The organism is Mesorhizobium sp. AA22 (assembly GCF_001672375.2).
GTDB lineage: Bacteria > Pseudomonadota > Alphaproteobacteria > Rhizobiales > Rhizobiaceae > Mesorhizobium > Mesorhizobium wenxiniae.
In genome coordinates this window covers 3,400,172-3,427,105 of sequence record NZ_CP048406.1, presented here as the reverse complement: position 1 = coordinate 3,427,105, position 26,934 = coordinate 3,400,172, and the positions used below count along the sequence as shown (strand labels likewise).

The window sequence follows — 26,934 nt, the reverse complement described above, 5'->3', positions numbered from 1 at the left end:
CTTGCGCAATGATCAGTGCCGCTCCCTCGGCGCCTCCAGAAATTCCACGAAAGTAGCTTTCACCCGATCTCTTGGCGTGGACACCTGATTGCAGCCAAGGACGATTCCGGCGGCGATCCTGAGCATGTCGACGCGGCTGCCGACGATCTTGGCCACCACCGCGTTTTCGATGCTGCCGTCGTAGGTCGAGCGCTGCCTCACAAACAGCGTCAGGCGGAGATTGCCGCCCATGAACTGGAGCGGGCCGGCGCCGGTGAAGAAAATGTCATGACAGACGCAGGGCTCAACGATCGGATCCGCGCTCATGACTGCACCAGCAGGAAAGAAGGGCTTGCGCCTCTTGCTGTTCCAGATCATTGCCGCTGTAGCCCAGCTTGTCGTCGAGAAGCAGAGCGGCCTTCAACTGGACGGCCTTCATGGTGTAGCAAGGCGCCTTTAGCAGTTCGTCGAAGACAGTCTTTGCGGATGCTTTCGGATTGCAACAAGCACCGCGCCGTCATCCAAGCTACATTCAACAGACCCTACCGCGGCCAGCGCGTCAGTGGCATCCACCGAATCCCCACCCGGTCCAGGCCCTCTGATAACGAAATGTCCTTTCTCACATGTGAAGTCCCACTTGTGCAGCTGCTTGTACGATTCCGTCTTTCCCTCGTTTTCAGCATGATAAAGCACGACGAAACCATCATGTTTTGTGACCGAGAGCATCTGTTGTATTGCCTTGAGTGGACTAGCCGTGTGATCTATACAATTCTGTCCATGCACGATGTCGAAACTGTAATCGCCAAATTGGGTGCTAAGATTTTCGGCGTCACCAAAGACTGTTCGCACAAGAGGTTGGATCCAAAAATCTCTCAGAACTTGATCATATTCTGTTGCCAGCAGGTCAGTTGCAGTAATCATGATCTCTTTCGAGGCATGTACTTTGCCGAGCTTCGTCAAGGGGCCAGCGCCCACATCGAGTATGGAAACTGGATTGGTCGTCAACCTGTCGACATATCGTCCAACGTGATCCTGAATTGGTAAATTGGGGTCAAGACGTTCCTTGTAGTCCTCTGGCCAGAATGATCCCTGAGTGGAGAACCAGTGTCTCCAAAACAGAACTTCGTCTCTGAGCTGTTGGGATCGGCTGTCTCCCTCCAGCCAGCGCAGGATCTTTCGTCCGAGCCGCCGAGCCCTAGTCAAGACCGATGTCGATCTTCTCAGTGACCCTTCTCTAGCCATGACGAGAATCCTCGCGGTGAAGAGGGTTTACGGTCCGCTCTGGCCACGGCGACGACCAGGGCACTGACGACAAGTCTGATCATGCGACACCCTCGCCTATGCGATTGCACCTTCGGCCCAATATAGGAAGCGATTTGGCCGTTTTCAGGATGCCCACGCCGGCTGCTCCGGCGCGCGTTGTCTTTCGCATGGTATTCCCCTTTCGAGACCTGGCCAAGGCGGCGGGGGTTCATCGAAACTCAATCTCGAACTTTGAGACCGGGAAGTTTGGCGGCTCCCTGGAGGCTCCAGACTTTGTGCGGCTCGCCCTTGAAGCGGCCGGCGTCGAGTTCATCCCCGAGAATGGCGACGGCGCCGGTGTAAGGCTGCGGAAAGCCTGAAATTGTCAAGCCCGCCCTGCCGGGTACGAATGCTTTGCCGTTGCCAAATCTATTCAGAGGTTGAAAGGCTGAGCGGAACATCCGGCCCAGCCTGAGGTTAGAAGCGATCATGCCTCGCTTTTACTTCGATTGGGATGAAAGCAACGAGCTCGCTATCGTCGATGACATTGGCTTGGAGTTGCCGGATTTGGCGGCCGCCAAAGCGGAAGCTGCGCAAGCTCTCGCTGAATGGTCAAAGAATGTAATACCCAGAGCCGATCGGCAGGAACTGGCAATCACTGTACGTGACGGGCACGGCGACCCCTGCTTGAGAACCCATCTCATCTTCGAAGCAATCGTTCTACAGTTTCCAAACTGAGGCACACCCAAAGCAGATCTAGCAGCAGCGGCTTTCTGAACGCTTCTTTTTTCTTGGCGGGTTATGCTTGCGTTTCCCTAAGGGGGTTTTGCGTCCAGAGCCCGTTCCGTTTGAGAGGTCCGGGACGGGCCCGAAACCCACTGAGGTGGGCGTGACGGGGCAAATTTTGCGCTAGATTCACCCAATCCCAAACTTCTAAGTCAGCGCAATGTTCCATCGGGTGGCGATCATTTTGCTTCGCGAAAGTCCTGCAGCGAGGCATGCCGAAGGTCTTCCTCGCCAACGCGGGTGTTTGACGCGGCCGATCAGTGGCGTCCGCTCCCCCGCCGCTACATTTGCGAAGCGACGGGCGAATTCCCGCCACGTAATTCGTTCGCATGTTTCGCTTCCATTAGCCTTAGCTCATGTATCTGCCAGCCAGGCGAGCTCCCCTAAGGCTCGCTGGTCAGGCCCAGCGGCCTCTAGCTGCCACCCTCCGCAACCAAGCCGCTGGACCGCCTCCGCTAGCGAAGAGCGCTGTCTGGTATATTAGCATCCTCTTGACTACATAAACGCCGCCCCAGAATCGAAGGATGGCTAGGGGGCATCAAGATCGGTGATGAGGTTGCGACAACCGCGACAGTCCGTCGGCGCGTCACCGAGGACAGGATCGGCGTCTCCATCCCCTCCTATGGGTTTCCGCATTCGATCGTTGACAAGACGGTGAAGCGCGGCCACCAGATCGAACTCGTCGGGGACGTCCTGCGCGTCGATGAGGGCAAGGCGACGATCGGTCTAAGCCCGGCGGTCACGGTGGATATCGATAAGGTCAGGCTGGTGACCAGCTATGTCCCGCCGAATCGGAAGACGCCGCTGGTGGATAAGCGGACTTGATGCTGTATCAGCCCGAAATAGCGCTGGCTGGGCGAGATATCTTTCAGCCCTGAACGGAACCCAAATGGCGGTTGCAAGTTGATTACATGGTAGAAACGGAAGGCACCCCCCGTTTCAGGCCACATAAAAAACCCGCTCCGGTTGCCCCTCGGCCGGGCGGGTTTCTTCCTGCTAGTGCGGCAACATACTTATCATGGCGATCGCTGCAAGGCTAATACGCCAAGGATAATGGCGACAAGACGCCATCGCTTCGGTGAAATCTGGCGACGTGGCCGGGCTGCTGTTGCGGCATCATAGGCACTGTAGAGGCGCCGACCATTCTCGCCGTAGCGATCGCCGCTGTCATAACGCCGCCGACGCGCCTCGCGCGGCCTGGCGCCGGCTTGGCGGCCGGCGTCTTGTTTGCTGGTCTGGATTTAGCGCCAGTCCGCCTTGACGATCCGGCGAGTGTAGGCGCGCTCAACCTTAATGACGGCATCCTCCACTGTCTTTGTCAAACGCTCGATGTTTCAACGGAAAAGTCTAAGCCGGGCCGTCGAATGCCGTCTACCTCTACAAAGGAAATGCGGGGCTATCGCTTACCGGTGGCCGATATTGAATCGCCAGCGGCGGCAATATTCTAGCCATTCCCTACGGTTGGACAGCGCTACGGGCCGTCATTGACACGCTCGGCTATGGCGAACGCTTGAAGGTTCTTGGCCTTGCCGTGATCTTGGTCCTCGTTTGAAATGATCGAGAAGAACGCCGCCCTGGCTATGTCCTTCTTGGATGCCTTGGGGTGCGCCTTCTTGACAGCTTTCAGCACTTGCCTCGGTGACATGTCCGGTGCCACAACACGCATGAGCGTATCGGCAATTGCCTGCATCTCGCCCAATTCCATGACAAACTCCACGTTGGTTTCGGGGCAAACCATAGCACCCGCAATTTGTTCCGGGAACGTACATAAGGCGTTCATCGATTAGGGGGTGCTTATGTCTAACGCCAGTCCGCCTTGACGATTCGGCGAGTAAAGGCGCGCTCGACCTCAACTACCCCCTCCTCCTTGGTCTTGACCGTCCCGCGCGCGCCGCCCCCGAGCGCTGTCGCGGTGCTCAACAAGCTGGCTGCCAACAACGTTGTCCACCTCATCCTGCGAACCCTCCGTTGGCCAGGAAATGCAGCTCCTCCGCGGTGCTTTCACGTGAGAGAAAAGCGTTGCGATGGGGAAAGCGCCCGAAGCGGCGGACGATCTCTCGGTGGTGCTTCGCCCGCGCGAAATATGGCTCGCCCAGCTGGTGAGCCAGCGACACGGACAGATCCTGATCGACGAGATCCTCCGAGTGGCCGAAAGGCAGATAGTAGAAGAGCCGCAGGTCCTGAGGTCCTTGCCTGTCGTGTCCGAGCTCAATCGCCGTGGAAGCGAGCCGACGTGCCTTTTCATCGGTGGCGTACATGCGCGGCGATCCGCGGAAGGCGTTGCGAGGATACTGGTCCAGCAACAGGATCAGAGCCAGGCTGCCATAGGCGGACGCCATCCAATGATCGAGGGCGTGACTGGCGGCCGCGTCATGGGCGTCTGAGAAGCGATGCCGGAACCGCCGGTCGAAGGTTTCGTCCTTTGCGAACCACAGCTCGGGTCCTGCCTCGCGCCAGAATGCGACGGCATCGACTGGGAAAATGGGCTGCATGGGGAGAGTGGGAGGGCTCGTCCATGCATCATCATGCGGGCGAGCCCGTCGAAGAGATGGCGACATCTTAAAAGCTCCCGGTCTGGTTTGGTTACTTGCGTTTTGGATGGGTGCTCAGTGGAACCCAGCCCCCGGTTTGTCAGTGGGATATTAAGCTCCTCTGTTCATCACTGACTCAGCACGTCGATCGAGAGAGCGGACGTAACGAAGGACAATGCCGAGCTTGTCATCCGCGATGGTCTCGCTGAGCTTGAATCCGCAGGCTTCCAACACTCGACGCGATGCCTCCAAGTGTGGAAGCGTCCTTGCGGCGACACCGGTCACGATTGGGTCGGCAGAAGCCCGAGCGAGGAGGAGGGCGACCGCTTGGCGGGCGTATCCATTTCGCTGGTGCGGCGCGGCGATCGAAAAGCCGATCTCCACGAGGCCGCGCGCGTCCGGGGGACCCTTGAAGCCGCAGAACCCGACAAGGCGGTTAGCCGCGATCACGTACCAGCCGCCATACTGCCCCAGCGCCGGATGGCGCTGCATCAGGTCCAGCAGCACGCGCCGATAGTGCTCTCCCCCGAATTCGGCCGGCCATTCGAGGGGCGGATCCACATCGAGAATTCGTGCGAGTCCGGCGACGCCCTGCTCTTCGATGGCAAGCAATTCGGCCGTGATCGGAATGATACGAACGGGATGGGCGAATAGGGAGGCGTGATCGGAAGGCATGATCATCTGTTTGTTCGCTTGTGTAAGAACTGCTCGGCAGCCGTAGTCCCGGCACGACCGGTCATTGCCGCAATCATAGCCGCTGCCGTCTCCACAATCGGGTCACGACGTCGGACAAGCGCGCGCGCTGATCCTTGGGCGCGTAGCCGCGCTGCCGATGCAGTTCGTCGCGGGTCTTGTGTGCCTGCTCGGATCCTCGAGCGGCTTCTTTCGAAGACGCACTGCGATGCGGCAACTCTAATCCGGTGAGCGCTGCCAGCTCCAGAAAAGCCTCCCGAGAGTACAGCCCATGCATGTGGGCGGCCCATTCAATCGTCCACGGCATCCAAGCCTCCATGCTGCGGCGTGTGAATGTCTGCTCCGTCGTTTGCAGGGCGATCGACCATTACCGTGTCGAATTCGCCGAGCGTCGTGCGTAAATCGGAAACCTCCGTCGGATCCAGCAATCTCTCGATGAGACGGTCGATCTTCGGCGTCAGGATGATGAGGTAGCGGCTCGGCTCGATCGCCTGATAGGTGTGCGCAAGGCCGGCGGGCACGAAGACCGTCGTTCCGGGGGTGGCATCGACCTCCCGATCCAGGAACTTGAAGCGAAGCATCCCTTCCAGCACATGCCATGCCTCGTCGTCCGACTCATGTACATGCATCCAATCGGGGCCGGACATCGTCCACTCTCGAACAACGAGGGACGTTCCGACGGCGGAGATCGGAGGCGTGCCGGGTTTGGCAATGATTGGTTGCAGGACCTCAGCGGCTGCTCGTGACATGAAATTCTCCGTACGATTTGTCTGTCGCCGCAAATCGCACTTGCAGAGACCTGAATCCAGTGACATGTTTTCAGCGATATGCTGAATGAGATTGATCTATCGCGAGTTGACCTCAATCTGCTCGTCCTGTTCGAGGTCGTGCTGGAAGAGCGGCACGTCGGCCAGGCGGCGGAAAGGCTCAGTCTCTCGCCGTCGGCCGTCAGCCATGGTCTCGGCCGACTGCGACGGCTGCTCAATGATCCGCTGTTCCTGCGAACACCGAAGGGCGTGGTACCGACGGAGCGAGCGATGGACCTGGCCGCACCGATCGCCGACATTCTCACGCGAACGCGCAGCGTTATCGCTACTGCCGAGCCATTCGACGCCGCCACATCCACGCGCCGCTTCACGATCGGCGCACCCGATGGCGTCTCGGCCGTTTTCCTGTCCCCGTTGCTTTCCGCCCTGCATGTGTCCGCACCGGGGGTCGATATCAGCGTCCGCCAGATCCTTCCGCCGCGTGCCGTTAGGACGACCGATAGTGTTTGGGAACCGGTTCTCCCGGACATTGAGGCGCGGGCGATGGATATTGCGGTGGTCCCGGCTGACAACGCCGTTCCGGCGCGCTTCGTCGCCCGGGCCCTCTACGAAGAGGATTTCGTGATCGCCATGCGAGCTGGCCACCCGTTCAGCAAGAATGCGACGCTGGATGCTTACTGCCAGGAGCAGCATCTGGTCGTTTCGCTCACCGGCGATGCCTACGGCTTCGTTGACGATTTTCTTGCCGAGCAGGGACGCACGCGCCGGGCTGCGCTTACCGTCCCCAACTTCATGTTCGCGCTCGGTGTGATCTCGGAGACGGATCTTATCGCTGCGCTTCCGAGGAGTTTTTTGGCAATGTATAGCCGGTATTTCGGCCTGGTCGGCGTAGAGCCCCCATTACCTCTCATTCGTTCGCGCATCTGCGCGATCACGTCGAAGGCTGCCCTGATGGATGCGGGTGTGGCATGGCTTTTCGACCTGCTCGAACGAACGGCGCGACCTTCAGCGACGGGATAAGAACCGGCCCGGCCCCAAGCTGGTACCCGGTTGCACCTGATCGCACAGGGTGCGGATACGCAGCGGATCCTCCCGATGAAATCTCCGCTGCTGGGATTCCGGTAAGGCCTCCTCAACGACTGATCGGTGCGCAAGTTGCCGGTCCGCTTAGTCTAGGTCAGGTCACGACTATGCCCTCCCCGACGCGAATGCCCGCCTTTCGATATTTGCGGCTCTAAGCCGCCATTCCGCTGTCGGCCCCTTTTCAGGCAAATTTGCCTGGTCTGGTTCGCGCCTTCAACTCAGTCGTTCAGACAAACTTTCCCTTCCGCCTGAAATCCAACGGCCCTGCCCTGTAGCGCCGGGCCTAAATGCGACCGGCAGGTTCGGTTTCGGCACATGCAGTCCGCGACGAGGCCGTGCTCGATGCAGCTTGCAGCAGGCGATTGGCCTGCTGGCGAATATCAAGTTGGCTCAGGCGATTGCACTGCCGTCGGCGGTCAAGATGGCGCCCGTAATCACGCTCGCGGCGGGATTTGCCAGAAAGACCACAGCGTTGGCGACTTCGCGCGGCTGGGCGTAGCGTCCCAAAGACGTCAGGCTTCGCTGGAAATCGGCAGCCTCGCCATCCGCCGGATTTGAATCCCTATCGGTCGCCCCGGGCTGCAGAAGATTGACGATGATGCCGTTCGGGCCGAGTTCGCGCGAAAGACCGCGCGTCAAGGAGGTAAGTGCCGCCTTGGACATCGCATAAGCCGTTATGCCTGGGAACGGGACCCGCTCCCCCAAGGCCGAACCGATAGTGATGAGGCGTCCCCCTTCGCTGAGATGCGGAATGACTGCTTTCGCAAACAGCACTGGCGCTCGCACGTTAACGTCCATCACGGCCTGATAGTCATTCACGTCGATGTCGGCGATCGCTCCAGTGTGGCCCATGGCCGCGCTGTTGACGAGGATATCGAGTCCACCGAGCGCCGAGACGGCTTCGCTCACAGAGCGCATGATAGCCTCCGGGGTGGCGCTGTCGGCTTGGATGGCGACTGCGCGACGCCCTGTGCGCTCGATGGATTTGGCCATCGCTTCAGCTTTTTTGGCCGAGCTCTGGTACGTGAACGCGACGTCAGCACCGTTCTCTGCCAGCGCCAGCGCGATCGCGGCTCCGATGCCCCGGCAAGCTCCGGTAACCATTGCACGCTTCCCATTAAGATCGATCATATGTTTGTCCTTTTCTACCATGTTGGTTCAAGCGCCCAGGCGATTGGCGTGAGACGCGGCAGGCGGTCAAAGGCCTGATCACCAATTTGGTTTCGGGATCTGTCACTTTCAGTGTCGAGAAATGCCAAACTGTGTTGCGAAGGGGGAACGCCGGCCGATGGCCTCTCAAGCCGGACAGGGCGACAACCTTCCGGAGCGATGGCCGGTCCGATGCCACCGACTCGTTCAAGCCGGGCCTTTGCGCGAAGGGCAATTCCGGTTTCGGCTTACGCTTTCCTCGGTCGCGCCGTACCACCATCGCTGCTTCAGAGGACGGTGCCCTCAGTTCGATTGCGTTGGTGATCAAGCGACTTTGCGGGCCCGATACGCTTGGCGATATCCGCGGCCTGTTGGTGTTTCGGCGGACAGCCACGCCCCCTATGATCGACGTAGCACGTCCTGCCATTCCGGATGACGGCCGATCTGCGCCTTTGCGAACGGGCAGAGCGGCATGATGATGACCCCGTCGCGCCGGGCATCCTCGACCGCCTGTCTCACCAGCCGCTCGCCGACCTTGCGGCCACGCAAGGCCGCCGGAACTTCGGTATGGTCAATGATGATCAACCTCTTACCGGCCCGGCTGTAGGTCATCTCCGCCTCGACGCCATCGATGATCAGCCGATAACGCCCTTTCGATGCTCCATCCTCGCGTTCAACCCGTTCGTCGCCGGCTGAAGGCGCATCCTTTGCCAGCGCCGCGTCCGGGCGGCGTACCTGACGCGAACGCCCTTGCGCGCATTCCAGCAGATCACGGTCCCATCTGCCCAGATCGGCAGCCGCCTCGTAGGTTGAGACTAGAAACTCCGTAAGGGCCTCATCGGGATCGGCCGCCGACTGCACGGCATCGTAAGGGAGGATGAATTCAGATAGGCCGTCGTGCCAGAACGCGGCGTCGGGCCGGACCGTCGCGGCCCGGTAGCCGTTCGGCGTCGGATAGGCGTAGGCGTAGAAGGCAGGATAGTCGATGCCGCCGCCGCCCGGCCAGAAGCCCGCTGACGAGACCTCGCGGTCATAGGCCTCCTGGGCCACGTCGTCGGGCAAGGCGGGAATACCGCCGGGGTGGAGCGGGGCACGCCTCCCTGAGAAGCGCGTGACGGCCAGGTCGAGAGCGCCCCAGAACAGATGCACGGGACTGGATTTGCCGACAAAGGAGGTGCGGAACCGATTGAAAACCCTGTCGACCGCCACGAGCGCTTGGTGGAAGCGCCGAACGGCGTCGCGGTCATAGGGCCGCTCGCGATGATCTTCGGCGAAGGGTACGGGGTTGGGCACCTCGTTGGGTTGTCCGTTGAATGTCGGCGTGCCGCCGAGCTCCGAAATCAACTCCACGAAGCTGGCGTGGAACGCCGCGACGGTCATCGGCTCGAGTGCGAACGATGCCTTGCGCCCGTTGCCGCAGGTGCCCATGACCCTGTGCTCTCGAAGGTCGAACAGGACCTCGATGCCCGGACCGTCCGGTATTGGTGAGGATGCCAGTCCGTTCGGCGTGACATAGAAGGTCGCGTTCCAGGAATGGTTCAGCCACGGCGTATGCGCCAGCCGGTATTTGCCCGCGACCTGCAGGTAGAGATGCAGTGCGGAACAAGTCTCGCGCCAACTGAGGTAGTCGAGGTGGGGCCAGTTGTCGTTCATTCCGCCTTCTCCATTCAGCATCTGCCCTATACGGGAGCCATTCGTGTGGTCCGGGTCGCTTGAATTGCGCCCGCGCAATCACTCCATCATTGTCACTCAGTCCGGAACAGGAATGTGCTCTTTTCGGTCATCGACGGGCAGATCGAAGCGTCCCTTGCCCCAATTCTCGGCGCGCCATTCGGCCTTGGCCTCTTCGATGCGCTCCCGGGACGAGGCGACGAAGTTCCACCAGATGTAACGCGGTCCGCTGAGCGTTGCGCCGCCGAGGATCATCAGCCGCGCGCCCTGGTCGCCGGCCGCGACCGTTATCCTGTCGCCGGGGCGGAAGATCATCATCTGCGGTGCCTCGAAAGTCTGGCCGGCGATCGAGATCGAGCCTTCGACGATGTAGATGGCGCTGTCCTCGTGATCGTCCGGCATGGGCAGCCGGCTTCCCCGCTCGAGTTTCACATCGGCGTAGAACGTCTCGGAGAACATCGTCGCGGGCGCGACCTTGCCGTAGGCGCTTCCAAGAATGAGCCGAACCGAGACGCCCATATCCTCGATTATCGGCAGGGCCTCCTTGCCGTGATGTTCGAAGGTGGGCGCCATATCCTCATGCGTGTCGGGCAGGGCCAGCCATGTCTGGATCCCGAACAGACTGTTCGGACCGCTCCGGGCCGCCGCGGAGGTGCGCTCCGAGTGGGTGACGCCACGCCCGGCGACCATCCAGTTCAGCGCGCCAGGGCGTATTATCTGGTCGGCGCCGGTGCCGTCGCGGTGATGAAAGTCGCCGCGATAAAGGTACGTGATGGTGCCGAGCCCGATATGCGGGTGCGGACGGACATCGATGCCCCGTCCGGTCAATAGTTCGGCCGGCCCCGCCTGGTCGAACAAGATGAACGGCCCGACCATCTGCCGCTTCGGCGCTGGCAGAGCGCGCCGGACCTCGAAGCCGCCGAGGTCGCGGGAACGGGGAACGATGAGGGTTTCGATCGCGTCGATTCCGACCTCATCGGGGCAGCCCGGTTCGATTGCCGGGTTCCAACTCATGCGCGCCATCCTCTCTTGGGCTTCCGGAATGTCTAAACTGGCGCACGACCGTCAACCGAACTAGCCCCGTGATACGTCAAGCTGTGTCGCAGCAAGTGGAACGTGCGGGCCATGTCGCCGAAGTAGGGCGACCGTCGAACACGGTTCCCTTGATAACCTTTGAACCGTTCGCGTTCTAGCGGTCGAGACCCCAAAGGTCCGGGTTCCGTTTGAAATACTCAGTCAGCATTTCGGTGAGCACCCGCACTTTCCGCGTGGGATGCTGACCCGGCGGACGGATGACATACGCGGCCCCCGGAGGTACCGGATAGCGTGTCATGATCGGGACCAGCGCGCCGGAGGCCACATACTCATGTGTGATGCAATCGGGGAGCCAGGCAATGCCGAGACCTGCCGCCGCCGCGGCGGCAAGCGCCGTGGCGCTGTCGGCCTTGAACCTGCCCTGCGGCTGGACCGTAACAATTTTGCTGCCATCCATGAACTGCCAGGCTTCCGTTCCCTGCATGAGGGCCTGATGGGTGACGAGTTCGTCCGGAGTCTCGGGTGACCCGTGGGCTTCGATATAGTCGGGGCTTGCGACAAGCTTTCCATGGATCGGCCCAACGCGCTTCGCGATCAGGTTGGAGTCCTGAAGGTAGGCGCCGCGGATCGCGCAATCGAAACCCTCTGCGATGAGATCGACGAAGCGATCGCTGTAGGAGGTATGGATGTGCAGCTGCGGGTGCTGGCGCGCCATGTCCGCGAGCACCGGGGCGAAGTGCGTTGGGCCGAAAGTAAGCGGCATGGCAACCCTCAAGCGGCCGCGCAGCTCGCCGGTCGGGAGGATCGTTTCCTTGGCGGTGTCGATTTCGGCGCTGGCCCGGGCCGCATGTTCCCTGAACGTGATCCCCGCCTCAGTGAGCGCGGCGCCGCGGGTCGTTCGTGCAAGCAGCTGAACGCCAAGTTCCGCTTCAACCCGCAACAACCGCCGACTGACGATTGATTTAGAGACGCCAAGCCGGCGCGCGGCCGCCGATACGCCCCCTGCATCCGCTACCGCGACGAATGTCTCTAGGTCTTCGATTTCCATTCTGGCGTTCCGTTTCTCGCGACACAGTTTACCGAACTATGGCACTACCGCATCGCGATGGGGGACGACAAGTTGCGGCGGGCGACGTCGCCGCTGACGGATGCCTACCGGAAAACCCGATGCCGCTTACAACAGCAGGAAAGGAAGTCGTAATGGCTTTTCGCAACGGCCTTGATTCGCTTCTTCGCCCCGAAGATTCGGTCCTCGTTCTGATCGATCACCAACCTTATCAGCTTGCAAACCTGAACAGCCACGATCCGCACATGGTGGTCAACAACACGACCGCGCTGGCGAAGCTAGCAAAAGCCTTCAATGTTCCGACCATTCTCACCAGCGTGATCGCGGCGCGCGGTGGACTTCTCTTTAAACAAATCACCGACGTATTTCCGGACCAGGAAGTCATCGATCGCACCTGGGTGAACACCTGGCAGGACGAGAATGTGGTGAACGTCATCAAGGCGACCGGCCGCAAGCAGCTGATCATCGCCGGCCTGTGGACCGAGGTCTGCGTCGCAATGCCTGTGATCCAGGCCGCCGGCGAAGGCTGGGACGTGACCGTGATCACCGACGCGTCGGGCGGGATTTCGAAGGAGTCTCACGAAGTTGCCATCCAGCGAATGATCGCGGCCGGCGCGAACGTGATGACCGTGATGGCGCTCGCTGGCGAATGGCAACGCGATTGGACGCGCACCGAGCATGTCGAGGAGCTGACCGAGATTCTCATCCAGCACTTCGGCGGCAGCGGCATCGCGTATCTTTGGGAGCAGCAGCTTCTCAACACGCCAGTAGCTGGCTGATCCTGGCCGGCATGGCGAGCATTTCGGTGAGGGTCGGATCGATCCGTTTGCCGGCCCTCGCCGCCCTCACCTCACAGGGAAGCGCGCTCATGTGCGGCGATTGCGTGTGATCCCACCCGCCGCCTTTTGAATAACTCGCGGAGTTCCTCGATGCCTCCTACCTTCACCCTTGGCCTGCCGCGATCGTAATCCGTTTTGCGTATCGCAGGTCGACGGCATGACAGCAGTCTCCGTTACCAGACCTTCCTGGCCACCATCGGGCACTGCTATTTGGGGCTTATCCATCTCCAAGTGCCATCAGGTTGACACTCGTTCCAGGCCAGGTCTCCGCCCGTGATAGCGCCAGCGCTATAGAACTCGCCCTTGTAGATGCACCCCCACGCAGAGGCTTTGGTGGCCTCCCAAACGAAGGCAGGTGAACACATCATTACGCTATCACTGGCCCGCACCGTTGCGCCGGGGGAGTACCCCATGCCGCCTAGCCAGCATCGCTGCTGTTCGAGTGGAGCTTGTTGAGCAATTGCCGCGCTCGATGCCATCACCAGAACAGCCGAAAGAATCGATCGCATCCGATAATCCCCTTTCACGCAAACCGACCCAACTTTTGAACGCCGTCGGAGAGGCTTAGTTCCGCGCTGCAAATCCCCCCACTAAGTTCTAGCAAAACTGGTGCGATAACGCCATTACGCTGGGGAATTCACAGACTTAACGTTTCGATCTATGGTAGCAGCCATGGAAAGCGCCCTTGATGATCTTGCTCGCATCCTGAAAACCCCGCAAATCAGCCTGCGGGAGCGCTGCGCCTTTCCAACTGTAACCAATGCCGCCTTCGGCGTCGCAATCGGCCCTGGGAACCACCTTAGGCCGTGCTATTGCCGGTCAAGGCATATTAGCAACCTCTTGACTAGCCAACGTGCCGCCCCATCATCATCATCAGATGGCTCGGGGCATAAACATCGGCGACGAGGTCGCCATCACGGCGACACTGCGCGGGCGGGTAACGGAGGATCGTGTCAGCGTCTCGATCCCTCCTACGGCAGCCCCCGGCCCCCAAGCGGCAGGGGAAACCGGTCAAAGTCAGTGGTAAGCTAGCAGAGCCCCCCGCCCTGACCTAGGCGCGCTACCTCCGACAGACCTTGGGGAACCGGGCCGGCCCGAGCACGTTGTGGCCGGTCAGCCCGGGTTACGCATGCAACAGCTTTTCCAAGAATTCGGCCATCCGACATACCTCCCGTTTCCGGTTATTGCGGCGAGGCTTCTGCTGGCGTCGATCTTCGGTGCTGCGATCGGTTTCGAACGAGAATGGCGAAATCGGCCTGCCGGGCTTCGCACCCATATCCTGGTCTGCGTGGCAGCGGCTACTTTCGGTATTCTGACGATTGAAATCGTCCACGCGCCGATGTTTCTGCAGGACTCCGTGAAAGTCGATCCGATTCGTGTCGTCGAAGCGGTTACCGCTGGCGTGGCGTTCCTTGCTGCCGGATCGATTTTGTTTTCGAGAGGCGAGGTCCACGGGCTGACGACCGGTGCAGGCATGTGGCTGTCCGGGGCAATTGGCGTAGCGTGCGGGCTAGGTCTGTGGCAGGTGGCGGCACTCGGCACGCTATTGGTGCTCGTCGTGGCAGGCCTTCTTTATAGTTTTGCAGCCAAGTCCGGGATTGGCGAGAACACCGGACAAGGAAAGCCCATTTCGGAAGAAGATGTGTCCAAGCGGCGCAAAGGCTGAGGACAAACGCCGCGCGCGCAAGGAGCCGGACGGCGGAGTGCGTGGCGGACCCCAATTCGCCGGGCTGGTCCCTGGGCATTCTACCTCACCCCTTAGCGGCGCCGGCCTTCCGCCTTGTCTGGCGCGTCGGACTGACAAGGAAAAGCCCGCGCTCCTCCTCCGAGCGCGGGCCGACCGGGTTACAGCCCGACCTGCAGCGGGCTAAAATTGGGGGGAAAGCCCGCTGGTCCCGGACAGTGTTAGCGCACGCTAATGCTCCTCTTGACGAACACCCCCGCAAACGGAGGCGGTCATTCCTCTTAAAAATCCTGCATCCCAAGAAGGCGTCCCTTTAGCCGCCGTCAGCAGGTGCTGCCGGAGCGGGCGCGGCTGGGGCAGGTGCGGCCGGCTCTGCCGGAGCGGGCGCGGTTGGCGCTTCGACCTTCGGCGCTTCGACCGTCGGCGCTTCAACCCTGGGCGCTTCAACCTTTACGTCGACGTCCTTTCCGATGCCCCCGCCGTTTATGTTGATAACGCCGGTGAACAACAGCAGGACCACGATTGCGATAATTGCGAGAACGACGGCGACAGCGGTGCCGGCGCCATTTCCGCCTGAGTTAACAACGGTGGGACCGTCAGCCATGACTATCTCTCCTATTCTGAATTATCACTGGTCGGCAACGGGACCGGCGGGCACTTAGTTCCGCCGCCGGGCTATGGTCCATGATGCAGTAAGACTGAAGTCTTTGCGTTAAAGACAGAGGGCTGAGGCTGGCAACCAAGATCTTACCAACGGATTGGTCTTGGCCGCCGAGCAAAGTCCCTTCATCGGTGGTTCCGGGTGCCCGCTGTATCCCTCATCGGCGGGCGCCCGATATTTCTCTAACAGCGGAAACAACTGTGCCCCTTACCCAGAGCAGACAGAATGTCGATGAGGTCGCAAGCCGACCCGCAAATGACAATCAAACTCCTGACCCAACAGATTTCTCGGCGGTTGATCTCATTTCGCCGAGCGACGAAGAGGTCGCTGCAATCGTCAGGCGAACAGAGTGCCTGGCCCTTGCGGTGATTATAGTAATGGCGATCTTCCTGATCTTTGCACCAGTGATCTTCATTGCCCTGAGGTATGGGATCTGAGATGTCCCGCTTTAGGCCTCGTCCCAGAAATCCTGCAGCGAAACGTGGCGGAGGTCCTTCTCGCCGCGCCCGTGCTTCACGCGGGCTTTGATCCCCGGCTTGACCCATTGCGTTGCCGGCCGCCTATCTGCCGGTCCGGGCGATTGACGAGGAAGCGAGACGGAAGCAGCGCACAGGCTCGGGGGCACCTTTATGAAGCAGACCCGCCGCTACATTTGCGAAGCGACGGGCCTCCACCCCATTCCCCCAGACCTGATCATGCAATTGCGGTGCCAGACGTGTTGACCCATTGCGGCGCCCCTTATGGCTTCTACACAGCGGAATTGCCGCCACATACTTCGTTCGAATGTTTCGACTCCATTAGCTTGAGCGCATGTTTTCCGCCAGCCAGGTGAGCGCCCCCCCGAAGGCTCGCTTGTCAGGCCCAGCGGCCTCCCCCCACACAAAGCCGCTGGGCCGTCCCCGCTGGAGCGAAGCGCGTTGTCCCGCATAGCAGCAACCCTCTTGGGTCGAACGAATGGCAACTTTCTGTCTGAATGTGTTTACGGTCCATTCTCCGAGATCCACGCATGGCTTCGCGTGGGAGACACAGTAACTCCCCTTTAAAGGCGTCGAGATGCTACGAGCACCGCAAAGCCAGTTCCTGAAGCCTGAAGATCGGGCGATCTGCCAGCGGGTGGTCGACCAGATAACCGCCGACGCTAAATGGTACAGCACCTCGATAGACGGCCAGATTCTGGCCTCGACCACGCTGACTCTCTTCCAATCCGGGGTGGTCAATGAAACGAATTTGCTGGCACATGTTCGCGCGCCGCCACGACTTCACGAAGCTGACCGGCTAGCGCTTCTCCTTCGGCGTGATCTCTTCGATCTGAACCTTCTCGCCGATCTCGCCATAGCTTCCGCCTTGGCCTTGTCCTTCGTGGTCAGCACCGTTCGCCAGTGCGGTTTCTCGAAGACACTCACGATGTAAGTTGTCGCCGGTTTGTCGGCCATCGCGCTAAAGCGGCTGGATAGGAACATACTCCAAGCACGGTACTTCCGCGATCACGCCATATCCACGGTCGCAAGCTCTGTTAGCTTCTTGGTGCGGCGGACCCCAATCCGCCAGGCCGGCGCCCTACAGGCAATCTACCCCAACGCCCCCCAAGCGGCGCCGGCCACCTTCCTGGGAGCCACGATCAGCCGTTCATCCCCGGAATTTTTCCGTGAGCCAGTGGATCTTGCCGTCCGGGCTCGTCAAGATCGGCTGTCGAATCTTCCACGACTGAAGTGAGATTCGATGAGTGACGAGCTGATCCGCCTTGCAAGTGCAATGGAGCCCGTCACGCGCCTTGGCATCAGCACCATAGGTGCGAGCATCGGCTGCGGGAAGAATGCAGGATGGGCTTTTGCGAAGCCGAGGCAGACGCCCCACTGGTTCTGTTTCGAGCACCGTGCCGAGGGGGAGCGTTTTGCTCTGACTAGAGCTCCTAGCCGGCTGGTAAGGACCCCAGTCCGAAGGGAATAGCATCTTGCCCTCCTTTGGCCGCAGCTTCAAAGCTTTCATCTATTCGGCTGATGCGCCGATCCGCTGGAAATTGACAATCTGCCCCAGCTCTAGACCGCTTCGTGCTGGCGGTCGCCTCTGCAGACTTCGGATGAAGGGCTATCCTATATTGTTGCGCGCAAGCTCATATCCGATCGTGGCAAGGGTTGCTTTCCTTGCCGCGTTGGCCGGCGTTCTCCTGCTGCTCGCCCTTTTTCCGGCGTGGCTCCTGCAGAATTTGGGAGTGAGCTTCACGCATCATGGCAAGCTCATCCACGCCGCCGCATTCACCGTTTTGGCGGCCTTGGCAAGTCTTGGCTGGACGAAACACAAGGCAAAGCTGATTGTTCTCCTCGCTTTTTCGGGCGTGGCGATTGAAGTTGTTCAGGGCGCGCAACTGATAGGGCGCGGTCCGGATGCATTCGACTGGATTGCCGACTGTGCTGGCATGGCCTGCGGGATCACAATCGCAAGCTGGACAAAACGGCACCGGGTGAGAAACCCGCCGAAACGACCCGGCGAATATCCCGATCGCGAGATCGATTGTCAGAAGGCCGTTGAGCCAAGCTTTCAGGCGATCGTCGATTGCATGCTGGAAGCGGGCTGGGCCCGTGGAGAGATCATGCGCTCGCTACGCCGGCTGATCTCCGCAGACAACATGACGCAAAAGGAAAATGCCAAGGTCGAGGCGCAGCTTGCGATCGCACGTGCAATGAGCCGCGCCGGCCGGCCTCTCTAGGATCAGCAACTCAATGAATTGCCTACAGACAATGGCCGAAATGGCGGCGAGCCTAACTGTCCGCAATCAGACAGAGCGTTGAAGGCCGCCACATTTGGCCGGAAATCGTGTTGGTCAGGTTTCAGGGAGGAATTCTCGATGACTCACTCTTTTCCCACAGTCACGGTAGAAACAGTCGCCGAAGTCTACGTTCTTTCCATAGGCAAGGCCCGCTTCCTATCGATCGGACAGGCAATCTGCGCCCTTCGGAAACTTATGCCGGCTTGCAACGCGACCGACCACGAATTGGAGGAGATATTGGCGGCAGCGTGCGTGATTCACAGCGTGCCCGTAGCTTTCGACGCCAAAACAGTCGATGGCGCATGGCTCCATTCGTAGGCCGGAGATGCCCGCGCAAGCGCAGTGGCCTGCCGCATCGGATGATAACGAGGGATTGTTCGCTAAACCGCAAGATAACGACCGAAGTGGAAAGAAACTGCCGGAGAGAAATTAAGGTAAGCTGATTGCGTGGGCTGTGTTAATCGGCCTCGGCTTGACTGTAGCTGGCATGTGTTCCGAGTTGTTGCTTTCTTACTCGCCGTCATCACCGGCAACTTCGCTCCATAAGCTGATCAAAAAAAGCCCGCCGCACCTTTCGGCGCGGCGGTCTTTCCTCCCAGTCGCTTAAGTCATTCAATTATTTTGATGATCTTGCGAGTGCCGGGGTCAACGACAACGGTCCGGTTGTCGACGACAACGGTGCGGTATTTTGTGTCGGGGACTTCATGAAGCTCGACCGTCTCGGGCAGGGTTGAGCCGATATTGAGCTCCACTCCAGGGATTTTCACTGAGGCGAGCGGCTGCTTTTTCACGTACTCCCTGATGACCGTCTCCTGTTCAGGCTCGATGACTACGTCCTGAGCGGCAGCAGCACCAATGCCTGCCAGCAGTAAAAATCCCGCGGCTGCAGTGGAAAGATGCATTCTCATGATGGCCTCCTTTATGTGAGCTATGTTCCGCTGAACGCGTCTTCGCGCCAGATTTACCAAACCGCAGGCAGCTGCAAATGTTCCTGTTGCGGGACTTTGGTCTGATGCGCGACGGGACGTAAGTCTCGCCTGTTTTGGCGTAATAGGCCGACATCGCGCCACCCGGAACCGCCCCTGCGCATGGTCGTCTCGAAATCTGGAAGCATACCGTGCCAGGACAAGAATGGTGGGAGGCTAGGAATACCAATCCAGAACGGTGGAACGCGGTTATTTTTCAGGGTTCCATGGCACCACTAAGCAGTATAACGTTGCTTACGCGCTTGCGCCTGGTGAGCGAATTAACATATGGGGCGTCCCCGACATTTATAAACCTTTCTTCGCGTTCAATTGGGCGCGGCTCGATCCCCTGTAGGCCCCGCAATGCAACAGGCGGCTTCCTTGCTCGGCAACATGCTGGCGGGCAAGTCTGTTCGATCGACATGAGAACCAGTTTGAGGCGAAGCGCTTGCGAAGGATGATTGAGAGCCGGTAATAGCGTAAGCACAGCCCGCGCCCACTCCTCCGAGCGCGGGCCGACCGGATTGCAGCCCGATCTGCAGGGGGGCTAAATCTTGGGGGTTGCCCACTGATCCTACACAACCGTAGCACAAGCTTATGTTCCGCTTGACGAACACTCCCGCAAACCGAGGCGGAATTCCGGTTATTCTCCCTCCCAAAAATCCTGCAGCGACGCGTGGCGGAGGTCCTCCAGTCCAAGCCACGGCGGGTGAAAATGCGCGTTCCGCATTCGTCAATGATCATTTGCGACGCTAGCCGTCGAACTTGAGCTCATGAAGCCAGACGCCGCTTTCGGGAGGCTTCTCCATCAAAGTCGGCATTAGTGGCGGGACAAACTTCAAGCGCATGCATTGACCCGCAAAACCGCGACTCAATTAGCATACGCTTAATTAGTTCTCATTTTAACGAATCGTTGACCGCGCTGTCCCAGAATAGGACGGCGCGGTCAAACCCAACCGGACTGCGCAGGCGGCTCCGGCAATTCAGCACCCCGCCTCACATTGCCGGAGCCGCCACCACACTGCTCTCAAATACCAGCAATGGTTGAATCAACTGTTACCGCACGTGCTTTCCAGTGCGCTTTCGCAGTTGTTAGACTTTGATGGAACAGGCCTCGCCTCGTCCGGGCCCCTGCCTTCACGGTCGACGTTGAGACAGTCCATCTGGCGAAGAAAGCATGGACGGCCACGATGACATCAGCAACGCTTGGGCCGCCCTCAAGCCCGTGCGTAAGGCTATTGAACAGCCATGCCCCTGCCGGCGTGCTGCCGAGCGAAGAGCCGTCCTGTTCCTTTACCGCCCCGAGCCGATCCACGAGGGCGACGGCTCTTGCGGCCATAATTGAGACGGTCGAAAGTCTGAGCCGGTAAGCGCAAGCAAAAGCCGGCGCTACTCCTCTGGGCGCGCGCCGACCGGATGCAGCCCGATCTCCAGCAGGCTAAGCGTGGGGTAGACCCACTGATCCCACACACCGTTAGCGGACGGTAATGTTCCGCTTGAGGAACACTCCCCACCAGCATCCAAACGACGGTCCTATCGACGTCGCGGACGACAGCGACGCGGAATGCTTCGCGCGCGCCGCATCGTCCCAGTCACCCGCCTTGGCCAAGAGGATGCCATCCTGCTCGTCGCCATAAATGGCGAACTCCATGCTGATCTTTCTCGCGAGGTCAGCATCAATGCCCGACGAGGCCAGATTGCGAATGTCCCGCGCTGTGCCCTGCCCTGCCGCTACAGACTCGGCAGCCCGCAGAGGCCGGGGCGGTTTCGTCTCCTCGATATCGAGATTCGCGCGGGGCCTGTTCGACCCAGCGTGGCCCCGCTCTCCGGGCTCTGACCTAGAAAGACTCATCTGTCGAATCGAACGGGTCCTCGAATGCGCGAATTTCCTCAAGCCGTGCCTCAAGCGCCGCCCTTGTCGCAGTAACGGCATCGCTACCGGCCAGGAACTGCTTGGCGGATTGTCCATGCCGGCGATTTTCACAAGGGCGTCGCCAAGGACCTACATGGGTTATGCCGTCACGCCACCGCGACCGGTTTTCGGTGCCGTCATCCAGGGCATAGCTGCAGAGACGTCCTCGAGGATCTTGGCCGATCTCGCGAAGCCGGCGAAAGCCTCGCGTGCAACTGAAATGGGAACTTGGCCATCGTAGGCGCGCTGGCAAGCTCGGAACGCCGTGTCAAAGATTGGCCCTCTGCGATTCTTCGGCCATTCCTGCAGGAACTCGAAAGCATCAGCCAAGCATTCGATTTCCTCCACCATGAACTCCCCTCTCTTGACGAAAACAGGCCGGTCGAAAGTCCTGTCGTTCATTAGAACCTCCATTCAACTGAACGAGTGTTTGAGCTTCCACGAGAGCCGTGAGCGACGGCTGCGGGGAAATATGTGAAGAGCGCTTTTTGCTGTCAAGGAAGGACCAATTCGGGACTGAAGCAAAACGCATCGCAGGACTGGGACCGCATGCGCAATGTCGCTGTGTACCGCTGCAACCTGCAGCCGAGGACGCTCTGAACTCCATTGCTCCCGATGAAAACCGCAAAGACCGCCCGGCGGCACAATTCGCGGCGACGGAAAGACGCGGCAGCAGAAAGCCCGCGCCCTCCGGGAGAGGACGCGGGCTGGTCGGGGCCACCGATCTCACAGCATTTGTATGAGGGACAATACCGCCGCTATAGAAACTCCTCCCGACGAAGGACCGCGTACACTGCCCCGCCCACCATCGAGAGTATAGAAAGAACCAGGAGCAAGGCGACCGGGTATGGCTCGCCGACGACGTCGTCAGCTTCGTCTTGTTTCTCGTTCAAATTCTCGTTTCGAGCGCCCTTCCTGATAACGCTGCGGCCAAGCCCATTTTCCCCAGAGTCTCTTTCGAAATCTTGGTAGCAACATCCCATGCGATCAGCGGATCATCGGGCAGATGCCTCTGAAGCCATTCAGGGAGACTGCGGCCAGTGTTCTTGTCCATTTCGCCAACAAGTCTTCTGCTTCAACTCTGTCCCAACTTGCTAATGTATAGATTTAGCTTTCGGCAGTTTTTACGGCAAGATGGTCCGGTCCGACCATTTCGGCTGCTTTCGGTTTCAAGGCTCGGCGCAACGCCCTGGTCCTTGGACCGCTTCAGCAGCGCACGCGACGCCCGCACCAAGCGTTGGACAGGGCCAGTGTGTAGCGAAGGTCCTCAACGAGCGCCCTTCCGCGTTCGGCGGTCTGCCGAACGCGCGCCGCATGGATTTTGTTGGTTTCCCAAATAGGTTCTTCCACGGTGTCTGACTCCCAGGGCTGCGTCGTGCAATGGAGCGCTGGCCATTTGCATTGTCTGCGTAAGAACATGCTGTGCTGAATGCAGCAAGTTCCAGCACCGACAAAAAAAGCCCGCCGTACCTGCAGGTGCGACGGGGCGATCAAGCGGTCACCAAGCACGGCTTGGGGGGCTGGGATGTGCCCGGTGCGCGCGGACCGAAAAAAATCATACGCGTGCCGGCTGCCCGGCGTCTACCAACCGGCGGTTGGAAGAGATTCGCCCGGCAGCGAGCGCGGATTTTTTCAATCTCCGGCCCCCTACCAGGACCTGGCGTCGGCCGAATAAGGGAACCCGCACCTCTGCTGCTGGAACAAAGACACGGACCCTATTCGGCGCGCCCACCATGGCTCAGCGCGCATGAAGGCGGACTGTTTGTTCCAACAGGCTCCGATCGCTTCCGCCCGGTCAATTCGCCTGGAACAAAACTTTCCAGAGGTGGTTTTCCCCGTGAAGGGACAGACTTTTCGAAGGAGACGTCTCGTGAAAAAAGTTCTGATCACCAGTATGCTGGCCATCGGCGTTGGCTGTGGAGCAGCGCTCGCTCAGGAACAGCAGCCGGCGCAAACCCAGTCGGGCGCCGACACCAATTGCCCGGCCGGCTCGGCCGGTTGCCCGGAAGGTGCGATGGGCGAACAGTCCCAAGGTAAGGCCGGCGCCATCACCGAGGAGCAAGCTCAAGGCAAGGCGAAGATGCAGACCGATGAGCAAGCCCAGGGCAAAGCCGGCGCAACCACCGAGCAGCAGACCCAAGGCGAGGCTGGCGCCACAACCGACCAACAGGCGCAGGACAAGGCCAAGGTCCAGACCGAGCAGCAGACCCAGGGCGAGGCGGGTGCCACAACCGACCAACAGGCGCAGGACAAGGCCAAGGTCCAGACCGAGCAGCAGACCCAGGGCGAGGCCGGTGCCACCACCGAGCAGCAGACTCAGGGCACGACCTCTACTCAGGATGAGACTTCGACCGGCGCGATCAGCAATGTGACCGTTGAACAGAAAACGGAAATCACCCAAATCCTCAAGCAGGAAAGGGTCGAACCGGTTGCCAGCGTCGATTTTGATATCTCAGTGGGTGTCGAGGTTCCGCGGCAGAAGGTTAAGCTGCGTCGTCTGCCACCGCGAATCGTCGAGATCGTCCCGGTTTACGAATCCTATGAGTATTTCGTATTGGCCGATGGCCGAATCGTGATCGTCGACCCGGGTACGCTTAAGATCGTCCTTATTCTGACCTAACCCCTGTTCGGCGTAAAGGAGGGGTCCGCGGCCCCACGGCGGTCCCCTTCAACATGCATCGGTTGAAGTTGGAGAGGAGTCTCCATTTCTCGAACGGCGGCTATTTACGTCCCAGTACACCCGCCGTTCCAGCTGGCTGGCTTTTGCGGTGGAGCACCCTCCCAGCCGTAACCTCATGGATCACCCTCGACGGCGCCCTTCCTGTCGAAAAGGTCTGAGATAGGGCCTTGTCGAAAAGGCCTGAGATAAGGCTTCAGTCTGTCCGCTGGTAGACTATGGGCTGGCACAGGCAGTGCTTTGGTCCCGGACCGCTATCGCAAAAGCCTGAGATGGGAGAGTTTTCAGGAACCGAGCTCCTGCACGCGTCGTTGCGATGCCAACCCGTGACAGGAGGCTGCAATGGACCCCAGCATTCACCAAGCACGCTGGCTGCTTTTTCCGGTATTTGGCTTGGTGTTCGGGGTCGCGGCCGTCCGGCTTATTATCGGCTGATGGGCCCGATCAATGAAGGCAACACACTTGCGCAGTAATGAGTCCCTTCCTGCGCTAGCGAGACCCACCGGTTTCTCCCCGTGAGACTGGTGGGTCTTGACACCGCCTGATGATGGCGAAAGCGTGATAGATGGTGCAGAGTACAGAGGAATGGCTCGGGCGAATTCGAAACAGGTGGAAATGCAACGCAGACCGTAACGGTCAGAGGATGTTCTAGCGTGCTATTGGCAAATTCATTGACCACAGACGCGATACGGCCGCAACGCCTGAGGCTTCGTGAGGCAAGAGTTCTCGCCATTATGAATGTGCGGCCTTCGTGCTCTCAATCGCAGCGCAGGCTCAAATCTCTTCGAAGGCTTCGCGTCGCCATCTGCCTCACCGCATCGACCTTGATTCTCGTCGTGAGCCCCTACCGTGTGGCACAGGACGGCCTGTCCCTGACGCTTAGCCCGCAGGCCGCCCAGGCACAAGGGAACTCTGGGAACTCCGGGAACTCCGGGAACTCTGGGAACTCCGGGAACTCTGGAAACTCCGGGAACTCCGGGAACGCTGGAAACTCCGGGAACGCCGGAACTCCCGGGAGCTCGAACTCCAATGCCAACGCGGGCAAGGGCAAATCAAAATCGTCAAAAGGCAATCCCCCTGCAAATCCAGTTGCCGCGGTAAACCCCGCCAACAAGCCAAAAGTATATGTCAACGCGACCACTGGAGACCGGATCGAAGTGCGCGGGCCAAGTGTGGGTGTAGTGCATTCCAATGGGCTCAGCGAGCGCATCGACGGTGGCCATTATGAAATGCGGGATGCGATGGGCCGCACCATCATTCGGCGGCAGGCAACGAACTCCGATCGGGCAAGACTGCTCGGCATGATCGAGTGATGGCGAGTTCACAGGCCGCAAGGCTACCTTGCTTCACGCAGGATGGCGGGCAGGCGGATGCTGATGTTCGGTTGCGTCGCGCAGTGTCATCGCGGCTTCGGTCCGGTTGCTCACATTGAGCTTGGCGAGAATTCGCGTCATATGATGCTTTATGGTTTTCTCGTGCAGGTTCAGCTGAAGACCGATCCGCTTGTTGCTCAATCCCGCGGCAACGAGCGTCAGGATCTCTCTTTCGCGGCTGGTGAGTTCGGCCAGCGCGTCGGGTTTCGCGGTCGCTGTTGACTGGGCAGACAAGTCGACCAGCACACGCGCCGACAATTGCGGGCAAACATACCGCTCGCCCATAGCCACCGTGCGCAGTATGGCGGCCAGGGTTCTCGACCCGACCCCCTTCAGGACATAGCCTCTTGCCCCGCTCTGCAAGGCGGTCATGACATGCTGGTTTTCCTCCGAAACAGTCAGCATTACGATTTTCAGATCCGGATGCCGCTCCAGAGCCGGTTCGATCGCACTGAGGCCCCCTCCAGGCACCGAGATGTCCATCAGGAGAATATCGAGCTGCTTGTCTCCCGATATCCGCAAGGCATCGTCTCTACTGCTGCCTTGGGCAACGATCTCGAACCCGCCGATCTGCTCGAGAGTGCGCACGACGCCCTCCCTGAACAGAGGATGGTCGTCGATGATGGCGAGCTTTATGGCGGGTGCCATCACGCCTGTCCTATTTCAATTATGTTGAGAACCATTTTCACCACCGTGCCATTCTGTGAAGATGTTACACCAAATTGGCCGCCGAGGCTTTCTACCCGCTCACGTAGCCCGATGAGCCCCAGCCTTTCAGGGTGGATGATCTTCGGGTCGAAACCTGGGCCGGTGTCGGAAACCTCGATAGAAACGCGCTCCCCGTCGAAATGTTTCGCGACCGATTGACCGGCACCCCCGGCGTGGCGAAAGCCGTTGTTCAGCGCCTCCTGAATGAAGCGAAGGATGCAGATCTTGGCCGCTGGTGACAAGGGTGCGTGCCCCCCGGTCATGGACAGCATCACTTTGACGCCGGTCCGTTCTTCGTGCGCTCGCACGGCAAGCTCAAGGATTTCCGTCAACTCGGCATTCTCGACATGCGGCAGCATGAGGCCCTTGCTGACATTCCTGATTTCTCGCATCGCATCGTCCAAATTCGCTTTGACCACCTGCAATTCCCGTGCGCGCGCCGCGGCCGGCGTGGCAGGATCGGCTAGCACGGGGCTGTCAATCCCTAGCGCAGCGAGGGCAACCAGTTGCGCCGGCCCGTCGTGCAGGTCCGCGCCGATCCGCCTGAGGTAACGTTCGTTAAGTGCCGTGGCGCGCTGCGAAGCACGCTGCACCCGCAATCTCAACATTCTGTTTTGAGCAACCAGATCGGAAAGTTCGGCAATGCGCCGCTTCAAGGAGTGGCTCTGGGAACGAATCGTGCGGCTGCCACGAAAAACGATCGCCGAAAGCCCAAGGAAAAAAAGTGCGGTAACGGCAGCGACATCGAACCAGGTCCGAACGAGTGCCTGCCGGAGGTCCTTTTCAAAATCGGTAGCGATCTCGTCGAATTCCAAAACAGCTACGACTTCGCCCGACCACGGCTGAAGCATCGGATTATAGATTTCAAGAAGATGCAAGCCGCTGTCCCTCTCAGCCTGGTTATCATAGTGCCTGTCCAATTCAGCAACTATGTCGCCTGCGAATGCGGCCCGGAGATTGTCGCTGAGTGGAAAGCGCTTCCCGACCAAATTTTTATTGGTTGAATAGAGGATGGTGCCGTCGCGGCGCCAGAGCTTGAAGGATTCGAGCCTTGTGCCGAGTGCGCCTTGCCCCAGCGTCTCATCCAGCGCGTGGGCAACGCTCTCCTCCAGCACCTCGCTCCTGCGCATGTCGGGGAGCAGCGGCGCGATAACGCTGTCGACGTAAAGAGCGGTCGCAGAAGCCGAGTTCCGGGTGACCGCTGCTTCTATCTGGCTTGTCACTGAAATTCCCACCACGATCATCGCCGACAGCGAGAACAGCCCGCCGGCGAGCAGAAATTGGGTGGCCAGCGACAGTGCATTCCATCGATCGATCAGTCTTGTCGCTCTGTATCGCGCCATGTCCCC

Annotated in this window: 26 protein-coding genes; 9 read left to right on the top strand and 17 right to left on the bottom strand. The window is 59.8% G+C overall.

The features are described from left to right. Positions 1-12 precede the first annotated feature (12 nt). On the bottom strand, positions 13-306 hold the full coding sequence (locus A9K68_RS16590) for a hypothetical protein (protein ID WP_082982312.1): 294 nt from the start codon (positions 304-306) through the stop codon (positions 13-15). Between A9K68_RS16590 and A9K68_RS32295 the strand changes: the two genes are divergently transcribed. Further along, complete coding sequence (locus A9K68_RS32295) at positions 305-439, top strand: hypothetical protein (RefSeq protein ID WP_281409477.1); 135 nt, start codon at positions 305-307, stop codon at positions 437-439. The two genes, A9K68_RS16590 and A9K68_RS32295, sit on opposite strands and share 2 nt — an antisense overlap. Here the strand turns inward: A9K68_RS32295 and A9K68_RS16585 are convergent. After that, positions 436-939, bottom strand: coding sequence for a methyltransferase domain-containing protein (locus A9K68_RS16585; RefSeq protein WP_163603040.1), 504 nt, complete (start codon positions 937-939; stop codon positions 436-438). The two genes, A9K68_RS32295 and A9K68_RS16585, sit on opposite strands and share 4 nt — an antisense overlap. Before the next feature lie 771 nt (positions 940-1,710). On the opposite strand from A9K68_RS16585, the gene A9K68_RS16580 reads away from it, so the two are divergent. Together A9K68_RS16580 and A9K68_RS32485 are read left to right on the top strand one after the other, a co-directional pair. Next, the gene (locus tag A9K68_RS16580) at positions 1,711-1,959 is read left to right on the top strand and encodes a hypothetical protein (protein WP_065007747.1); all 249 of its coding nucleotides are present in this window, start codon (positions 1,711-1,713) and stop codon (positions 1,957-1,959) included. Between the two features lie 702 nt (positions 1,960-2,661). Then, positions 2,662-2,832, top strand: a complete 171-nt coding sequence (locus A9K68_RS32485; protein ID WP_348640685.1) for a hypothetical protein — start codon at positions 2,662-2,664, stop codon at positions 2,830-2,832. Positions 2,833-3,478: 646 nt separating this feature from the next. Here A9K68_RS32485 and A9K68_RS16570 read toward each other — a convergent pair. The 5 genes from A9K68_RS16570 to A9K68_RS16550 all read right to left on the bottom strand — a co-directional run bounded on the left by A9K68_RS16570 (position 3,479) and on the right by A9K68_RS16550 (position 5,980). After that, positions 3,479-3,712: a hypothetical protein gene (locus A9K68_RS16570; RefSeq protein ID WP_065007805.1), complete on the bottom strand. Its 234-nt coding sequence runs from the start codon at positions 3,710-3,712 to the stop codon at positions 3,479-3,481. Between the two features lie 244 nt (positions 3,713-3,956). Beyond that, positions 3,957-4,499: a DUF924 family protein gene (locus tag A9K68_RS16565; protein ID WP_065007745.1), complete on the bottom strand. Its 543-nt coding sequence runs from the start codon at positions 4,497-4,499 to the stop codon at positions 3,957-3,959. Between the two features lie 150 nt (positions 4,500-4,649). Then, complete coding sequence (locus tag A9K68_RS16560) at positions 4,650-5,219, bottom strand: GNAT family N-acetyltransferase (protein WP_065007744.1); 570 nt, start codon at positions 5,217-5,219, stop codon at positions 4,650-4,652. A 67-nt stretch (positions 5,220-5,286) separates the two neighbouring features. Further along, positions 5,287-5,538 carry a hypothetical protein gene (locus A9K68_RS16555; RefSeq protein ID WP_156768276.1) on the bottom strand — a complete coding sequence of 84 codons (252 nt, stop codon included), beginning with the start codon at positions 5,536-5,538 and terminating at the stop codon, positions 5,287-5,289. Further along, complete coding sequence (locus A9K68_RS16550) at positions 5,522-5,980, bottom strand: cupin domain-containing protein (protein WP_065007743.1); 459 nt, start codon at positions 5,978-5,980, stop codon at positions 5,522-5,524. The genes A9K68_RS16555 and A9K68_RS16550 overlap by 17 nt, the downstream gene beginning before the upstream one ends. 78 nt (positions 5,981-6,058) lie before the next feature. Between A9K68_RS16550 and A9K68_RS16545 the strand changes: the two genes are divergently transcribed. Next, a complete protein-coding gene (locus tag A9K68_RS16545) occupies positions 6,059-7,018 on the top strand; it encodes a LysR family transcriptional regulator (RefSeq protein ID WP_065007742.1) in 960 nt (319 codons plus the stop codon). Between the two features lie 453 nt (positions 7,019-7,471). Here the strand turns inward: A9K68_RS16545 and A9K68_RS16540 are convergent, their stop codons facing one another. The 4 genes from A9K68_RS16540 to A9K68_RS16525 form a co-directional block, all read right to left on the bottom strand. Then, positions 7,472-8,212 carry an SDR family oxidoreductase gene (locus tag A9K68_RS16540; protein WP_065007804.1) on the bottom strand — a complete coding sequence of 247 codons (741 nt, stop codon included), beginning with the start codon at positions 8,210-8,212 and terminating at the stop codon, positions 7,472-7,474. 417 nt (positions 8,213-8,629) lie between these two features. After that, complete coding sequence (locus tag A9K68_RS16535; protein WP_065007803.1) at positions 8,630-9,883, bottom strand: DUF5996 family protein; 1,254 nt, start codon at positions 9,881-9,883, stop codon at positions 8,630-8,632. Positions 9,884-9,979: 96 nt separating this feature from the next. After that, a complete protein-coding gene (locus tag A9K68_RS16530) occupies positions 9,980-10,915 on the bottom strand; it encodes a pirin family protein (protein ID WP_065007802.1) in 936 nt (311 codons plus the stop codon). Positions 10,916-11,090: 175 nt separating this feature from the next. Then, the gene (locus A9K68_RS16525) at positions 11,091-11,984 is read right to left on the bottom strand and encodes a LysR family transcriptional regulator (protein WP_065007741.1); all 894 of its coding nucleotides are present in this window, start codon (positions 11,982-11,984) and stop codon (positions 11,091-11,093) included. A 152-nt stretch (positions 11,985-12,136) separates the two neighbouring features. Here A9K68_RS16525 and A9K68_RS16520 point away from each other — a divergent pair, with 152 nt between their 5' ends. Together A9K68_RS16520 and A9K68_RS16515 are read left to right on the top strand one after the other, a co-directional pair. Next, positions 12,137-12,781, top strand: a complete 645-nt coding sequence (locus A9K68_RS16520; protein ID WP_065007740.1) for a hydrolase — start codon at positions 12,137-12,139, stop codon at positions 12,779-12,781. 1,189 nt (positions 12,782-13,970) lie between these two features. Then, positions 13,971-14,507 (top strand): MgtC/SapB family protein, encoded by a 537-nt coding sequence (locus tag A9K68_RS16515; protein ID WP_029353246.1) that lies wholly within the window; start codon positions 13,971-13,973, stop codon positions 14,505-14,507. A gap of 331 nt (positions 14,508-14,838) precedes the next feature. Here the strand turns inward: A9K68_RS16515 and A9K68_RS16510 are convergent, their stop codons facing one another. Beyond that, positions 14,839-15,129, bottom strand: coding sequence for a hypothetical protein (locus A9K68_RS16510; protein WP_065007739.1), 291 nt, complete (start codon positions 15,127-15,129; stop codon positions 14,839-14,841). Between the two features lie 1,110 nt (positions 15,130-16,239). On the opposite strand from A9K68_RS16510, the gene A9K68_RS31755 reads away from it, so the two are divergent. Both A9K68_RS31755 and A9K68_RS31750 read left to right on the top strand, forming a co-directional pair. Next, positions 16,240-16,596, top strand: coding sequence for a hypothetical protein (locus A9K68_RS31755; protein WP_246811169.1), 357 nt, complete (start codon positions 16,240-16,242; stop codon positions 16,594-16,596). Between the two features lie 739 nt (positions 16,597-17,335). After that, complete coding sequence (locus A9K68_RS31750; protein ID WP_246811168.1) at positions 17,336-17,890, top strand: hypothetical protein; 555 nt, start codon at positions 17,336-17,338, stop codon at positions 17,888-17,890. 668 nt (positions 17,891-18,558) lie between these two features. Here the strand turns inward: A9K68_RS31750 and A9K68_RS16490 are convergent. The 3 genes from A9K68_RS16490 to A9K68_RS16480 all read right to left on the bottom strand — a co-directional run bounded on the left by A9K68_RS16490 (position 18,559) and on the right by A9K68_RS16480 (position 21,229). Then, on the bottom strand, positions 18,559-18,858 hold the full coding sequence (locus tag A9K68_RS16490; RefSeq protein WP_029353259.1) for a DUF1236 domain-containing protein: 300 nt from the start codon (positions 18,856-18,858) through the stop codon (positions 18,559-18,561). Positions 18,859-20,389: 1,531 nt separating this feature from the next. After that, positions 20,390-20,566 carry a hypothetical protein gene (locus tag A9K68_RS16485; RefSeq protein WP_156768275.1) on the bottom strand — a complete coding sequence of 59 codons (177 nt, stop codon included), beginning with the start codon at positions 20,564-20,566 and terminating at the stop codon, positions 20,390-20,392. Positions 20,567-20,926: 360 nt separating this feature from the next. Next, entirely contained in the window at positions 20,927-21,229 is a 303-nt protein-coding gene (locus A9K68_RS16480; protein ID WP_029353270.1) for a DUF982 domain-containing protein, read from the bottom strand. A 1,468-nt stretch (positions 21,230-22,697) separates the two neighbouring features. Between A9K68_RS16480 and A9K68_RS16475 the strand changes: the two genes are divergently transcribed. Beyond that, positions 22,698-23,447, top strand: a complete 750-nt coding sequence (locus tag A9K68_RS16475; RefSeq protein WP_065007733.1) for a DUF1236 domain-containing protein — start codon at positions 22,698-22,700, stop codon at positions 23,445-23,447. A 1,403-nt stretch (positions 23,448-24,850) separates the two neighbouring features. Here the strand turns inward: A9K68_RS16475 and A9K68_RS16465 are convergent. Next, entirely contained in the window at positions 24,851-25,525 is a 675-nt protein-coding gene (locus A9K68_RS16465) for a response regulator transcription factor (protein WP_065007731.1), read from the bottom strand. Beyond that, the gene (locus A9K68_RS16460) at positions 25,525-26,928 is read right to left on the bottom strand and encodes a sensor histidine kinase (protein ID WP_065007800.1); all 1,404 of its coding nucleotides are present in this window, start codon (positions 26,926-26,928) and stop codon (positions 25,525-25,527) included. Before A9K68_RS16460 ends, A9K68_RS16465 begins: the two co-directional genes overlap by 1 nt. Positions 26,929-26,934 lie beyond the last annotated feature (6 nt).

What these genes read in the sequence shown, in the direction of transcription:
- A9K68_RS16510 (WP_065007739.1), bottom strand. Translation starts at nt 15,129, where the DNA reads ATGGCTGACGGTCCCACCGTTGTTAACTCAGGCGGAAATGGCGCCGGC.
- A9K68_RS16485 (WP_156768275.1), bottom strand. Translation starts at nt 20,566, where the DNA reads ATGGAGTTCGCCATTTATGGCGACGAGCAGGATGGCATCCTCTTGGCC.
- A9K68_RS16560 (WP_065007744.1), bottom strand. Translation starts at nt 5,219, where the DNA reads ATGATCATGCCTTCCGATCACGCCTCCCTATTCGCCCATCCCGTTCGT.
- A9K68_RS31755 (WP_246811169.1), top strand. Translation starts at nt 16,240, where the DNA reads ATGCTACGAGCACCGCAAAGCCAGTTCCTGAAGCCTGAAGATCGGGCG.
- A9K68_RS16525 (WP_065007741.1), bottom strand. Translation starts at nt 11,984, where the DNA reads ATGGAAATCGAAGACCTAGAGACATTCGTCGCGGTAGCGGATGCAGGG.
- A9K68_RS16565 (WP_065007745.1), bottom strand. Translation starts at nt 4,499, where the DNA reads ATGCAGCCCATTTTCCCAGTCGATGCCGTCGCATTCTGGCGCGAGGCA.
- A9K68_RS16465 (WP_065007731.1), bottom strand. Translation starts at nt 25,525, where the DNA reads ATGGCACCCGCCATAAAGCTCGCCATCATCGACGACCATCCTCTGTTC.
- A9K68_RS16540 (WP_065007804.1), bottom strand. Translation starts at nt 8,212, where the DNA reads ATGATCGATCTTAATGGGAAGCGTGCAATGGTTACCGGAGCTTGCCGG.
- A9K68_RS16550 (WP_065007743.1), bottom strand. Translation starts at nt 5,980, where the DNA reads ATGTCACGAGCAGCCGCTGAGGTCCTGCAACCAATCATTGCCAAACCC.
- A9K68_RS16530 (WP_065007802.1), bottom strand. Translation starts at nt 10,915, where the DNA reads ATGAGTTGGAACCCGGCAATCGAACCGGGCTGCCCCGATGAGGTCGGA.
- A9K68_RS16590 (WP_082982312.1), bottom strand. Translation starts at nt 306, where the DNA reads ATGAGCGCGGATCCGATCGTTGAGCCCTGCGTCTGTCATGACATTTTC.
- A9K68_RS16490 (WP_029353259.1), bottom strand. Translation starts at nt 18,858, where the DNA reads ATGAGAATGCATCTTTCCACTGCAGCCGCGGGATTTTTACTGCTGGCA.
- A9K68_RS16545 (WP_065007742.1), top strand. Translation starts at nt 6,059, where the DNA reads ATGCTGAATGAGATTGATCTATCGCGAGTTGACCTCAATCTGCTCGTC.
- A9K68_RS16480 (WP_029353270.1), bottom strand. Translation starts at nt 21,229, where the DNA reads ATGAACGACAGGACTTTCGACCGGCCTGTTTTCGTCAAGAGAGGGGAG.
- A9K68_RS16555 (WP_156768276.1), bottom strand. Translation starts at nt 5,538, where the DNA reads ATGCCGTGGACGATTGAATGGGCCGCCCACATGCATGGGCTGTACTCT.
- A9K68_RS32295 (WP_281409477.1), top strand. Translation starts at nt 305, where the DNA reads ATGACTGCACCAGCAGGAAAGAAGGGCTTGCGCCTCTTGCTGTTCCAG.
- A9K68_RS16515 (WP_029353246.1), top strand. Translation starts at nt 13,971, where the DNA reads ATGCAACAGCTTTTCCAAGAATTCGGCCATCCGACATACCTCCCGTTT.
- A9K68_RS16520 (WP_065007740.1), top strand. Translation starts at nt 12,137, where the DNA reads ATGGCTTTTCGCAACGGCCTTGATTCGCTTCTTCGCCCCGAAGATTCG.
- A9K68_RS16580 (WP_065007747.1), top strand. Translation starts at nt 1,711, where the DNA reads ATGCCTCGCTTTTACTTCGATTGGGATGAAAGCAACGAGCTCGCTATC.
- A9K68_RS16460 (WP_065007800.1), bottom strand. Translation starts at nt 26,928, where the DNA reads ATGGCGCGATACAGAGCGACAAGACTGATCGATCGATGGAATGCACTG.
- A9K68_RS16570 (WP_065007805.1), bottom strand. Translation starts at nt 3,712, where the DNA reads ATGGAATTGGGCGAGATGCAGGCAATTGCCGATACGCTCATGCGTGTT.
- A9K68_RS16535 (WP_065007803.1), bottom strand. Translation starts at nt 9,883, where the DNA reads ATGAACGACAACTGGCCCCACCTCGACTACCTCAGTTGGCGCGAGACT.